Here is a 12,138-nt window from a genome sequence, read left to right on the forward strand (position 1 = left end):
TCCCGCCGGGGTCAGTTCACCCCGCGCGGGCGGAACTGGACGGAGATGCGCGGTCCGGCGGCCTTGGTGCTCTTGGGCACGCAGTGCTCCCAGGTGCGCTGGCACGATCCGCCCATCACGACCAGGTCGCCGTGGCCCAGCGGGCGGCGCACGGTCTCGCCGCCGCCGACGGGCCGCAGCAGCAGGTCGCGGGGCGCGCCCACGGACAGGATGGCGATCATGGTGTCCTCGCGGGCGCCCCGGCCGATCCGGTCGCCGTGCCAGGCGACGCTGTCCCGGCCGTCGCGGTAGTAGCACAGCCCGGCCGTGGCGAACGGCTCGCCCAGCTCCTCGGCGTAGTGGGCGCTCAGGGCGTCGCGGGCCGCGGTGAGGACCGGGTGGGGGAGCGGGGCGCCGATGCCGTAGTACGCCAGCAGCCGGGGCACGGACACGACCTGGTCGTACATCTGGCGCCGCTCGGCCCGCCAGGGGGCCTCGGCGGCCAGGTGGTCGAAGAGCGCGTCGGACCCGTGCAGCCAGCCGGGAAGCAGGTCGATCCAGGCGCCCCGGCCGAGTGCGGTGCGGCGCACCCCGTCGAGCGGGCCGAGCCGCGGCTCGTCGTCCTGGTCGAAGAGCGAGCCCTGGAGCGCCGGGAGGCGGTGCGTGCTCATGGGAGCAGCGTACCCAGAATCGAAAGTGTGTTCTAGGGTGCTCCGGGTCCGGCGGTCGCCCTGCTCCGGGGTCTGTCCGATACACCGCTGTATCGGATACGTTCCCGTACCGGACGGCGGGAACGGGGGAGGGCATGGCGGACACCGGCACCGGGCGCGTCACCGGGCGCCGGCAGCGCACCCGCGCCAACCTGCTGGACGCCGCCTTCACCGTCTTCGCCGCCAAGGGCTTCGGCCACGTCTCCATCGAGGAGATCTGCGAGGCCGCCGGCTACACCCGCGGCGCCTTCTACTCCAACTTCGCCGGCCTCGACGAGCTGTTCTTCGCGCTCTACGCCCAGCGCGCCGACCTGATCGCCGAGCAGGTCTCCGGCGCCCTCGCCTCGGACGGACCCGACCTCGACGTGGCCGCCGCCGTGGACCGGGTCTCCGAGGTGCTGCTGCTGGACCGCGACTGGCTGCTGGTGAAGACCGACTTCCTGGTGCACGCCGCCCGCGACCCCCGCGTGGCGGACACGCTGCTGGACCACCGGGCGCGGCTGCGGCGGGCCGTCGCCGACCGGCTGGAGCGGGCCCGCGGCCACACCGGACTGCCCGCCGTGCTCGGCGACGCCGAGGGCGCCGCACACGCCGTGATCGCCGCCTACGACGGCGTCACCGTCCGACTGCTGCTGGACCGGGACGTCGAACGCGCCCGGGTCTGGCTGAAACACCTGCTCACCGCGCTGCTCACCGGATGAAGTCTCCGGACGGACAAGGAAGGGACGGTCGCCATGGATGCCGACGTCATCGTCGTCGGAGCGGGCCTGGCGGGCCTCGTCGCGGCCCACGAACTCACCGGCAAGGGCCGCAGGGTCGCCCTGGTCGACCAGGAGAACGCCGCCAACCTCGGCGGCCAGGCCTACTGGTCGTTCGGCGGGCTGTTCCTGGTGGGGTCACCGGAGCAGCGCCGCCTCGGCGTCAAGGACTCCTTCGAGCTGGCCTGGAACGACTGGCAGGGCAGCGCCGCCTTCGACCGGCTCGACGACGAGGACTCCTGGGCGCAGCGCTGGGCGCGCGCCTACGTCGCATGGGCGGCGGGGGAGAAGCGGTCCTGGCTGGACGGCCACGGCATCACCTTCCTGCCCACCGTCGGCTGGGCCGAACGCGGCGACCTGCGCGCCGGCGGCCACGGCAACTCCGTGCCCCGCTTCCACATCGCCTGGGGCACCGGCACCGGCGTCGTCGCCCCCTTCACGCGGTACGCCCGTGAGGCCGCGCGCGACGGACTGCTGACCTTCCACCACCGCCACCGCGTCGACGAGCTGGTCCTGGAGAACGGCGCCGCGCGCGGGGTGCGCGGCACCGTTCTGGCCGAGGACGACGCACCGCGCGGCGTGGCCTCCAGCCGCGAGGCGATCGGCGCGTTCGAGCTCACCGCCCAGGCCGTGATCGTCACCAGCGGCGGCATCGGCGCCGACCACGACATCGTCCGGCGGTACTGGCCCGAGCGGCTGGGCACCCCGCCGCGCGAGATGGTCACCGGCGTCCCCGCCTACGTGGACGGGCGGATGCTCGACATCAGCGCCCGCGCGGGCGTACGCCTGGTCAACCGCGACCGCATGTGGCACTACACCGAGGGCATCCGGAACTGGGACCCGATCTGGCCGGGACACGGCATCCGCATCCTGCCCGGCCCGTCCTCCCTGTGGTTCGACGCCCTCGGCCGCCGGCTCCCCGAGCCCTGCCTGCCCGGCTACGACACCCTCGGCACGCTCGAGCACCTGCGCACCACCGAGGACATCGCCCCGTACGACCACTCCTGGTTCGTCCTCACCCAGAGGATCGTCGAGAAGGAGTTCGCGCTCTCCGGCTCCGAGCAGAACCCGGACATCACCGCCAAGGACCGGGCCGGGTTCCTCCGCGAACGCGTCCTCGGCAAGGGCGCCCCCGCTCCGGTGGACGCCTTCCTGCGCAAGGGCGCGGACTTCGTCACCGCCGCCACCGTCGAGGAACTCGTCGACAGGATGAACGCCCTCACCGACGAGCCCCTGCTCGACGCGGCCCTCGTCCGGCGCCAGATCGAGGCGCGCGACCTGCAGCTCGCCAACGCCTACAGCAAGGACGCCCAGGTGCAGGGCATCCGCAACGCCCGCCGCTACATCGGCGACCGCCTCGGCCGGGTCGCCACCCCGCACCGCATCCTCGACCCGGCGGCCGGTCCGCTGATCGCCGTGAAGCTGCACGTCCTCACCCGCAAGACGCTCGGCGGCATCCAGACCGACCTGGACTCCCGCGCGCTGGGCGCCGACGGCAGCCCGGTCGACGGGCTGTACGCGGCCGGCGAGGTCGCGGGTTTCGGCGGCGGAGGCGTCCACGGGTACAACGCCCTGGAGGGCACCTTCCTCGGCGGCTGCCTCTTCTCGGGGCGCGCGGCGGGGCGGGCGGCGGCCGCACAGACGGCGTAGCGGGTGTGGCCGGCGTGGCAGGAGGCGGGCCGGCCCACGGGCCGGTCCGCCTCAGTCCGTCAGCAGCCGCGCCAGCACCTCCGCGTGGCTGCGCTCCGGCCGCTTCGACGCGGTCAGCAGGGTCACCGTCCCCTTCCCGGCCAGCTCCCGCACCCGCTCCAGCAGCTCCGCCGCCTCCGGCGTGGCCAGCTCCGCCTCGTAGCGCTCGCGGAACTCCTCGAAGGAGCCCTCGCCCGCGTGGTACCAGCGGCGCAGCTCCGTGGAGGGGGTCAGCCCCTTCGGCCACTCGTCGACCCGGGCCGCCTCCTTCGCCAGGCCGCGCGGCCACAGCCGGTCGACGAGGACCCGCACCCCGTCGCCGGGCCCGGGCGGTTCGTAGGCGCGGCGCACGCGCACGCTCATGGTGGGCCCCTTCCGCCGGAGTCGCCGCGAGCCTACTGCGGCGCACGGGACCGGGCACGACGGCGGGAGCGGGCGGGACACCTGCATCGTTCCGGCGCGGTCCGGGTACTCCGTCCGCCTGGAACGCGACGCCGGGAGGTGACGGATGGAGGCCAAGGACGACCTGCCGGTCGTCGGCACGCTCGCCGAGCTCACCGCGCTGGTGGAGCGCGACCGGGGACTGTACGTCCGCTGGTCCCGGGGGCCGGCGATCGACCTGCACGCGGTGTCCAGCATCGACGACCTCACCGGCGTGGCCATGCCCGGACTGTCCGCGAACCCGCTTGACGTGGAGGAATGGTGGCGAGGCCGCTCGCTGGCCCTCTGGGTGGCGCGCCGGCTGTACGACTACGAGCACCTGCCGCGCGAGAAGGGCGCCGACATCCGGCCCTGGGTGCTCAAGGGGCGCGAGACCGGCCGCGGCCCGGACAACGAGCCGCTGGTCACCGATGTGCGCCCGCTGTGCTGGATCGCCGACGACGTCATCGAGGAGGCGCACACGGAAGTGGCCCGCCAGGAGCATCCCTGGGGGCCACTGCGCCGCGCCAACCGCTGACCGCCGGGCGCTCTCGCCCGGGGCCCGCGCGGATCACGCCCTCGCCGTCACACGGCACCGTCCGCCGCGGCCGTCAGGCCCGGCCCGACGAACGGCGGGCCGCGATGCGCCGCTTGAGCGCGCGGCGTTCCGTCTCGCTCGTGCCGCCCCACACACCGATGGACTGCCCGGTCTCCAGGGCCCACGTCAGGCACTGCTCCCGCACGGGGCAGCGCCGGCAGACCGCCTTGGCCTGCTCGGTCTGGAACAGGGCCGGCCCGGAGGCGCCGATCGGGAAGAACAGCTCGGGGTCCTCGGTCCGGCAGGCCGCGCTGTGCCGCCAGTTGTCCATCGAAAGTCACCTGCGTCCGGAGTCGATGCGCACCCTTTCGGATGCCTTGCTCCTTTCGGGTGACCTGTCGATCCGCCGCGAAACAGCGGGATCGGTGGAAACGGTCACTGCTCGCGCAGGCCCCACGGCGATCCGTACGCGGTGAGCAGGTCCAGGAACGGACGGGGCGGGAACGCCTCCGGGCCGAGCACACCCGCACCGGACCAGGCGCCGGTCGCCAGGAGTTCGAGCGCGACGACCGGGTTGACGGCCGTCTGCCACACCACCGCCTGGCAGCCGTACTCGCCCATCGACCACTGGTTGTCGACCACGTGGTACAGGTACACCTCGCGCGGTGCCCCGTCCTTGGTGCCCCGCACCCAGGTGCCCGCGCAGGTCCTGCCGTGCATCCGGTCGCCGAGCGTGGCCGGGTCGGGCAGGCAGGCCGCGACCACGTCCCGCGGGGAGACCCGCACCGGGCCGTCGGGGCCGGGCACGGTCACCGGCTCGGTGCGGTCCAGGCCCAGCAGGCGCAGCGTGCGGAGGGTGTCCGTGAACTCACGGCCCAGGCCGTACTTGAAGGTGACCCGGCGGGCGTCCACCCAGCGGGGGATCAGCAGCACCTCCTCGTGCTCCACGTTCACGCACTCCACCGGGCCGATGCCCTCGGGGAAGTCGAACAGCTCGGGTTCGCTGAAGGGTTCGGTGGTGTACCAGCCGCGGTCCTTCTCGTAGACCACGGGCGGGTTGAGGCACTCCTCGATCGTGGTCCAGATGCTGAAGGACGGCGCGAAGCCGTGGCCGTCCACCGTGAGGTCGGCGCCGTCGCGGACGCCGATCTCCTCGATCCGGTCGAAGAGTTCGTCGGCCGCGTACCGGGCGAACACGTCCGACAGGCCCGGCTCGACACCCATCCCGACCAGCGCCAGCAGCCCGGCCTCCTCCCACTCGGCGGCCTGCGCGAACTGCTCGTCGCCCAGCTTGGTCCCGCACTCCTCGTACGGCCGCTCGCCGTGCGGGCGGGACAGGGACATCGCCATGTCGAGGTAGGCGGCGCCGCCCGCCCGCGCCGCACGGAACAACGGCATCACGAAGCGGGGGTCGGTGGCGTTCAGCAGCACGTCGCAGCCGTGCCGCCCGAGCAGCGCCGTCACCTGCGCCTCGTCGCCGGCGTCGACCCGCTCGGCACGGAACCGGTCACCGTCCGCGCCCAGCGCCGCGACCGCCGCCTCCGCCCGGACCGGGTCGTGGTCGGCCACCACCATCAGCTCGAAGAACGGCCGCCGGGCCGCGATCCGGGTGACGGCGGTACCCACACCGCCCGCTCCCACCAGCAGTACGCGCATGACGGAGCACTCCCTTCCCTCCTCATGGATCCGCACGGATCCGGAACCTTCCGCAAGGCCCCTGGCGTGATGGAACGCCGCGCCGCGACATAAGGTCAATGGCGTTGGCACAAGGGCGGGGGAGCGGAAGGAGCGGTGATGGCCAAGCGTGTGGTCCCCGAGGAGCGGCGGCGACGGCGCAGGCCGACGAAGAGCGGGGTGGTGCTGTCGGAGCGGCTGATCGTCGAGACCGCGCTGCGGCTGCTGCGGGAGCACGGCAGCGCGGGCCTGACCGCCCGCCGGCTGGGACTCGCCCTGGACTGCGACCCGAGCACGCTCTACCGCTACTTCCGCGGCATGGACGACCTCACCCTCGCCATCGGCGACGCGCTGACCGGCCAGGCGCTGGAGGGCTGGCGGCCCACCGGGCGATGGCGGGACGACCTGCGCGCCCTGGGCCTGCGCGTCCACGCCGCCTACGTCTCCCACCCGCAGGCGGCGGTCCTCACCGCGAGCCGGGTGTCCGGCCGGGCCGGCGAACTGGCCGCCGACGAGGCGGTGCTGGACGTGCTGCGCACCGCGGGCTTCCCGCCGGCCGACACCGTCCGCGTCTACCACGCCTTCATCGACACCACGCTGGCGTTCGCCGCCCTCGACGCCGCCTTCCTGGCGCTGCCCGACGCGGCACGGCGGGCCGACGAGGACATGTGGCGCTCGACCTACGCCCGGCTGCCCGCCGCCACCCACCCGCGCATCGCCGAGACCGCCCCGCTGCTCGCCGCCCGCATGGTCGAGAGCGCCTACCCCACGGCGCTGGACATGCTGCTGTCGAGCGCGGAGCGGGACCTCGCCGGCCTCGGGGTCAGTGGTGCAGAGCCCGGGCCGCCGTCTTCGTGACCGCGTCCGCGACCGCCGCGAGGGCCGGGGAGTCCAGCTTCCACTGCTGCCAGTACAGGGGCGCGTCGACCGCCCGGTCCGGGGCGAACACCGTCACCCGGCCGGCCCGCAGCAGCGGCACCGCCTGCGCCTCCGGCACCATGCCCCAGCCGAGACCGGCGGCCACCGCCTCGGCGAACCCCTCCGAGGTCGGCACGTGATGGCGCAGGGTGCTCGCCCCGGTGCGGCCGCCCGTCAGCCGCCGCACGAACCCGTCCTGGAAGTCGTCCCGCCGGTCGAAGACCACCACCGGCGCCGCCGCCACCGACTCCTCCAGCGGCTCCCTCAGCAGCTCCGCGGCGAGCTCCGGGTGCGCCACCGGCAGGTAGCGCATCGTCCCCAGACGCCGCACCGAGCAGCCCGGCACCGGGTCGGGTGCGGAGGTCACCGCGGCCATCACCGTCCCCTCGCGCGGCAGCGCCGCCGTGTGGGACTCGTCCTCCCGGCGCAGTTCGAAGCAGAGCCGGGACCGGACGGGCAGCCGGACCAGGGCGTCCAGGAACCAGGTGGCGAGGGAGTCCGCGTTGACCGCGACCGACACCCGCGTGGGCTCCCCGGCGCCGCTCAGGCCCAGCTCCGCGTACGCGTCCCGCTCCAGCCGGGCCACCTGCCGGGCCAGCCGCACCAGCACCTCGCCGGACTCGGTGGGCCGCACCGGGCGGGTGCGCAGCAGCAGCACCCGCCCGGTGCGCTGCTCCAGCGCCTTCACCCGCTGGCTGACCGCCGAGGGCGTCACGTGCAGCGCGGCGGCCGCCGCGTCGAACGTCCCCTCGTCGACCACCGCGAGCAGCGTCCGTACCTGGTCCAGCGGAAGGCCCTCCATCACATCCGCTAACGATACGTAAGAATCCTGAGCTGTACTGCACCTGGCCCTTCGGCCTAGCGTCAATGCCATGACCAGCGCTTTCGCCACCGCCGCCGCCGGGTTCGGCACCGGACTGTCCCTGATCGTCGCCATCGGCGCGCAGAACGCCTTCGTGCTGCGCCAGGGCATCCGCAGGGACGCCGTGCTCGCCGTCGTCGGCATCTGCGCCCTGTCCGACGCCCTCCTCATCACCCTGGGCGTCGGCGGCGTCGGCGCGGTCGTGGTGGCCTGGCCCGCGGCGCTGACGGTGGTGGCCTGGACCGGCGGCGCCTTCCTCCTCGCCTACGGCGCCCTGGCCGCCCGCAGAGTGGTCCGCCCGGCCGGCACGGGACTGGAGGCGGAGGGCCGGGAGGCGGGATCGCGCCGCCGGGCCGTGCTCACCTGCCTCGCCATGACCTGGCTCAACCCGCACGTCTACCTGGACACGGTGTTCCTGGTCGGCTCCGTCGCCGCCGACCACGGCCCGTCGCGCTGGACGTTCGGCGTCGGGGCCGCGCTGGCCAGCCTGTGCTGGTTCGCCGCGCTCGGCTTCGGCGCCCGGCTGCTCGGCCGCTTCCTGGCCCGGCCGGCCGCCTGGCGGGCACTGGACGCCCTGGTGGCCGCCACCATGATCGTCCTCGGTGTGACGCTCATCGCGGGAGCCTGAGGACGGGCCCGCCCGGGGGCCTGCCATAGTGGGTGCCGGCCAACTAGATGTAAGTACCAACCAGGACGGTCGTGGACACCAGCGAGAGCAGCACCGAGCCCCGGACACCCGAAGCGGAGCGGGAGGAGAGCGGACCGCGCGGATGGCGCCGCTGGGCCATGGACACCCGTCCGCTGCGCCGCCCCGCCTACCGCCGGCTGTGGGCGTCCACCGCCGTCACCGCGGTCGGCAGCCAGCTCACCGCCGTCGCCGTGCCCAAGCAGATCTACGACATCACCGGCTCCTCCGCCTGGGTCGGCACCGCGAGCCTCGCCGGACTGCTGCCGCTGGTCGTGTTCGCGCTGTGGGGCGGCGCGATCGCCGACAGCATGGACCGCCGCAGACTGCTGCTGCTCACCAACAGCGGCATCGCCGTCACCTCGGTGCTGTTCTGGGCGCAGGCCTTCGCCGGACTGGAGTCGGTCTGGGCGCTGATGCTGCTGCTCGCCCTGCAGCAGGCCTTCTGGGGGCTCAACGCGCCCGCCCGCAGCGCCTCCGTCGCCCGCCTGGTCCCCGCGGACGAGCTGCCCGCCGCCAACGCCCTCGGCTCCACCGTGATGCAGACCGGCCAGATCGCCGGACCGCTGCTGGCCGGCGCCCTCATCCCCGTGATCGGCCTGGCCGAGCTGTACCTGCTCGACGCGCTCGCGCTGTGCGTCACGGTCTGGGCGGTGTACCGGCTGCCCGCGCTGCCGCCGCTCACCGCCGCCACGCCCGGGAGCGCCGGACTGCGCGGCATCCTGGAGGGCTTCCGCTACATCTCGGGACACGCGGTGCTGCTGCTGTCGTTCCTCGCCGACGTCGTCGCCATGGTCCTCGGCATGCCCCGCGCCCTGTTCCCCCAGCTCGCCGCCCAGACGTACGCCTCCTGCGGGGAGGGCTTCGCGCTGGGCCTGCTGTTCGCCGCGATCCCGGTCGGCGTGGTGCTGGGCGGCCTGTTCTCCGGCACGTTCTCCCGGGCGCGCCGGCACGGCTGGATGGTCATCGGCTCGGTGGTGGTGTGGGGGCTGGCGATCACCGGGTCCGGGCTCAGCGGCAGCCTGTGGCTCGCGGTCGCCTTCCTCGCCCTCGCCGGTGTGGCGGACATGGTGTCCATGGTGTTCCGCGGGGCGATCCTGCTGTCCGCCGCGACCGACGAGATGCGCGGCCGCATGCAGGGCGTCTTCACCGTCGTGGTGGCCGGCGGCCCCCGTCTGGCGGACGTGCTGCACGGCACCGCCGGGTCCGCCTTCGGTCCCCGCACGGCCGTCGCGGGCGGCGGGATCCTGGTCGTCGTGGTGATGCTGGCGCTCGCCGCCGCGATGCCGGCGCTGCGCCGCTACCGGGTCTGAGCCGCTGCTACAGCACCCCGCCGCGCCGCAGCGCGTACTGCTCCATCAGCTGGCCACGGGACACCTCCAGCCGGTGCGCGAGCACCTCGGCGACGCAGCGCACCAGCGACAGCCCGAGGTCGGTGTCCGCCTCGCACAGCCGCAGCACGGCCGTCGCGTCGAACTCGTAGGCGCGCACCGGGCTGAACGCCAGCGCCCCGAAGTCCCATTCGTAGGGCGGGAACAGCCAGGACCAGCCCAGCAGGTCGCCCGCGCCGAGCCCGGCGACGGTGATCCGCTGCACCTCGTTCAGCCGCTGGTCCAGCGAGACCGCGCCGGAGCGGATCACCCAGAACCGGTCGGCGTGGCCGCCGGACTCGAAGATGCGGGTGTCCTCCGGGAAGTGCACCTCCCGGGCCAGCCTCATCAGGCTCTCGCGCTGGGGGAGGGGGAGGGCGGTCAGGATCTTGATCGCTTTGGTCATGGGACGGGGCTCCTCGCCGGGACGCGGTCCGGGTGCTTTCCCTCCCTCCTCATTTCAGCCGCTGCCGCCGTTCGGGGCACCTCGGCGGACGGAACGGGTCCGTGAGCGCTCGGCCGGCCCGTGTCCGGGCATGAAACAGCCCTGGCTGGACGGGGGAAACCAGCCAGGGCCGCAAGCGGTGGTGTCCGGAGGAACCTGGTCGACTCCGTCACCACGATGAATGAACGATAAACCATTGACCAAAGGTTCGCGTAATCAGGAGGTGTTCACCGTTTGTGACCTCCTTCACCCGGCCTTCCTCACCCGGTCCCCAGGGCGGCGTCCCTGCCCTGGGCGACGACCCGCACGGTCTCCAGACCGGGGTCCGACGGGTCCGGCAGGTACATCCCCGCGTCCAGTCCGGTCCGCAGGTAGCGCAGCACGGGCTCGGTCAGCCGCTCGCCCGGCAGCACCGCCGGGATCCCCGGCGGGTACGGGGTGATCATCTCCGCCGCGACCCGCCCGGCGGCCTTCTCCGCCGGCACCTCCTCGGCCGGAGCGAAGAACGCGTCCCGCGGCAGCACCGCCTGCTCCATCCGCAGCGCGCCCGGCTCCGGCACCGCGACCCGAGGGCCGCGGCGCAGCCCGGGCGCCGCCCGCCCCAGCTCCCGCAGCGCCGACAGCAGCTCGCCGGCGGTCTCCCGGTCGTCGCCGTGGGTGATCTGCGCGCCGATGCGCCGGTGGTCGACCAGGTGGGCGTCGACCGCGCGGTGCTTCCGCAGCCAGTCCGCGGCCCGGTAGCCGGTGATGCCCGGTTCACTCAGGTCGATCACGCACGGCAGCGGGTCGAAGCCGTCCGCGAGACCCGGTCCGCAGTAGTCGTCCCGGCCGTCGACGTGCATCCCGTCGATCTCCTCGACGGCCGCCCGCACCTCCTCCGCCAGCGTCAGGGCCGACCCCATCAGCTCCTCGCCGCGCAGCGCCGTCTGCCGCCGCCAGCCGTCCAGACCCGCGTAGATCAGCACCGAGGGGCTGGTGGTGCTCAGCAGGTCGGCGCGCATGCCCAGCAGCGCCGGCGGCACGAGATCCCCCCCCGCAGGTGGAACACCGAGCCCTGCTCCAGGCCGCTGCCCATCTTGTGGATGCTGGTCACGCAGATGTCCGCCCCCGCGTCCATCGCCCACGACGGCAGATCCGGATGGAAGGGCAGGTGCGCGCCCCACGCCTCGTCCACGATCAGCGGGCGCGAGCGCCGGTGGCACACGTCGGCGATCTCCCACAGCGCCGCCGTCGCGCCGTACGGCGCCGGACTGGTCACCAGGGCGCCGCGCGCGTCCGGGTGCGCCTCGAAGGCCTGCTCGAACTCCGCGGCCGACGGGGGATGCGCCAGATGGCGTTCGGCGTCCCACCGCGGCTCCACCCACACCGGCTCGACGCCGGACAGGATCAGCCCCGACACCACCGATTTGTGGGCGTCCCGGCCGATCAGCAGCTTCTCGTGCGGCCCCGCGGCCGACAGCACCGCCGCCTTCACCGACAGGGAGCTGCCGCACGTGCTGAAGAAGGTGTGCTCGGCGTGCACCGCGTCGGCCATCAGGTCCTGCGCCGACTGCAGCACCCGGCCCCGGGTGAGCCGGTCGTCCAGACCGCCCGTCGCCGGCACGTCGCCCAGGAAGACGGTGTCCCCGAGGATCTCGCGCACCGCCGGATCGGCTCCCCGTGCCTGCTTGTGGCCCGGCGGCGTGAACCCCAGCCGTCCGCTGCGGTGGTGCTCCTCCAGTGCTTCCAGGACCGGTGCCCGGTGGTGATCGGCAGTCATGCGCCGCCGGGTGCCCGGCGCTCTCCGCGCCGGTCCGCCGCGTCCGGGTACGGCCGCGTCAGCCGGACGCGGCGTGCTTGCCCGGCGTCAGGATCTCGTCCAGCACCCGCAGCACCACTCCGTAGGCCACCGTGCGGACCTCGGCGTCCCGCGCGGCGCCGGGATCCCGCGGATCCTCCCCGTTCAGCCGCTCGCCCCGGGCCCGCCAGGACCGCTCCTCCTGTGCGGCGCAGGCTCGCGCCCGCTGGATGCGCCGCAGCAGTTCGTCCGAATCCACCACATCGGTCATGCGCCCCGGGTACCCCCGGTGAGCCGTGCGCATGACGGGCAG

At 74.1% G+C, this 12,138-nt stretch carries 13 protein-coding genes and 1 pseudogene; 6 read left to right on the forward strand and 8 right to left on the reverse strand.

Translation table 11 applies throughout. The features are described 5' to 3' along the window. Window positions 1-11: 11 nt before the first annotated feature. Window positions 12-650 (reverse strand): alpha-ketoglutarate-dependent dioxygenase AlkB, encoded by a 639-nt coding sequence (locus tag ACIQ8B_RS28760; protein ID WP_403550790.1) that lies wholly within the window; start codon window positions 648-650, stop codon window positions 12-14. A 134-nt stretch (window positions 651-784) separates the two neighbouring features. Between ACIQ8B_RS28760 and ACIQ8B_RS28765 the strand changes: the two genes are divergently transcribed. Together ACIQ8B_RS28765 and ACIQ8B_RS28770 are read left to right on the forward strand one after the other, a co-directional pair. Continuing rightward, complete coding sequence (locus ACIQ8B_RS28765) at window positions 785-1,390, forward strand: TetR/AcrR family transcriptional regulator (RefSeq protein ID WP_403550792.1); 606 nt, start codon at window positions 785-787, stop codon at window positions 1,388-1,390. Window positions 1,391-1,423: 33 nt separating this feature from the next. After that, on the forward strand, window positions 1,424-3,097 hold the full coding sequence (locus tag ACIQ8B_RS28770; protein ID WP_290004838.1) for an FAD-binding dehydrogenase: 1,674 nt from the start codon (window positions 1,424-1,426) through the stop codon (window positions 3,095-3,097). Window positions 3,098-3,148: 51 nt separating this feature from the next. On the opposite strand, the gene ACIQ8B_RS28775 is transcribed toward ACIQ8B_RS28770, so the two are convergent. Further along, window positions 3,149-3,499, reverse strand: a complete 351-nt coding sequence (locus ACIQ8B_RS28775; protein WP_403550794.1) for a DUF488 domain-containing protein — start codon at window positions 3,497-3,499, stop codon at window positions 3,149-3,151. A 145-nt stretch (window positions 3,500-3,644) separates the two neighbouring features. Here ACIQ8B_RS28775 and ACIQ8B_RS28780 point away from each other — a divergent pair, with 145 nt between their 5' ends. Next, a complete protein-coding gene (locus ACIQ8B_RS28780; RefSeq protein ID WP_403550796.1) occupies window positions 3,645-4,094 on the forward strand; it encodes a DUF6098 family protein in 450 nt (149 codons plus the stop codon). 73 nt (window positions 4,095-4,167) lie between these two features. Here ACIQ8B_RS28780 and ACIQ8B_RS28785 read toward each other — a convergent pair whose 3' ends face one another. Together ACIQ8B_RS28785 and ACIQ8B_RS28790 are read right to left on the reverse strand one after the other, a co-directional pair. Continuing rightward, on the reverse strand, window positions 4,168-4,425 hold the full coding sequence (locus ACIQ8B_RS28785; RefSeq protein WP_403550799.1) for a WhiB family transcriptional regulator: 258 nt from the start codon (window positions 4,423-4,425) through the stop codon (window positions 4,168-4,170). A gap of 104 nt (window positions 4,426-4,529) precedes the next feature. After that, the gene (locus tag ACIQ8B_RS28790) at window positions 4,530-5,750 is read right to left on the reverse strand and encodes a saccharopine dehydrogenase family protein (protein WP_403550801.1); all 1,221 of its coding nucleotides are present in this window, start codon (window positions 5,748-5,750) and stop codon (window positions 4,530-4,532) included. Between the two features lie 138 nt (window positions 5,751-5,888). On the opposite strand from ACIQ8B_RS28790, the gene ACIQ8B_RS28795 reads away from it, so the two are divergent. Continuing rightward, window positions 5,889-6,626: a TetR/AcrR family transcriptional regulator gene (locus ACIQ8B_RS28795; RefSeq protein ID WP_290004831.1), complete on the forward strand. Its 738-nt coding sequence runs from the start codon at window positions 5,889-5,891 to the stop codon at window positions 6,624-6,626. Here ACIQ8B_RS28795 and ACIQ8B_RS28800 read toward each other — a convergent pair. Beyond that, the gene (locus ACIQ8B_RS28800; protein ID WP_403550803.1) at window positions 6,592-7,488 is read right to left on the reverse strand and encodes a LysR family transcriptional regulator ArgP; all 897 of its coding nucleotides are present in this window, start codon (window positions 7,486-7,488) and stop codon (window positions 6,592-6,594) included. The genes ACIQ8B_RS28795 and ACIQ8B_RS28800 overlap by 35 nt on opposite strands. 70 nt (window positions 7,489-7,558) lie before the next feature. Between ACIQ8B_RS28800 and ACIQ8B_RS28805 the strand changes: the two genes are divergently transcribed. Both ACIQ8B_RS28805 and ACIQ8B_RS28810 read left to right on the forward strand, forming a co-directional pair. Further along, window positions 7,559-8,176 carry a LysE/ArgO family amino acid transporter gene (locus ACIQ8B_RS28805; protein ID WP_106415608.1) on the forward strand — a complete coding sequence of 206 codons (618 nt, stop codon included), beginning with the start codon at window positions 7,559-7,561 and terminating at the stop codon, window positions 8,174-8,176. Between the two features lie 71 nt (window positions 8,177-8,247). Continuing rightward, entirely contained in the window at window positions 8,248-9,546 is a 1,299-nt protein-coding gene (locus tag ACIQ8B_RS28810) for an MFS transporter (protein ID WP_403550806.1), read from the forward strand. Between the two features lie 7 nt (window positions 9,547-9,553). On the opposite strand, the gene ACIQ8B_RS28815 is transcribed toward ACIQ8B_RS28810, so the two are convergent. From ACIQ8B_RS28815 to ACIQ8B_RS28825, 3 genes and pseudogenes are all read right to left on the reverse strand, one after another. After that, window positions 9,554-10,009: a cyclic nucleotide-binding domain-containing protein gene (locus tag ACIQ8B_RS28815; RefSeq protein WP_403550808.1), complete on the reverse strand. Its 456-nt coding sequence runs from the start codon at window positions 10,007-10,009 to the stop codon at window positions 9,554-9,556. 299 nt (window positions 10,010-10,308) lie between these two features. Continuing rightward, a pseudogene (locus ACIQ8B_RS28820) lies at window positions 10,309-11,807 on the reverse strand (aminotransferase class I/II-fold pyridoxal phosphate-dependent enzyme). Window positions 11,808-11,865: 58 nt separating this feature from the next. Continuing rightward, a complete protein-coding gene (locus ACIQ8B_RS28825) occupies window positions 11,866-12,096 on the reverse strand; it encodes a hypothetical protein (protein WP_290004822.1) in 231 nt (76 codons plus the stop codon). Window positions 12,097-12,138 lie beyond the last annotated feature (42 nt).

This window comes from Streptomyces sp. NPDC096105, from assembly GCF_044763335.1.
Classification (GTDB): Bacteria; Actinomycetota; Actinomycetes; order Streptomycetales; family Streptomycetaceae; genus Streptomyces.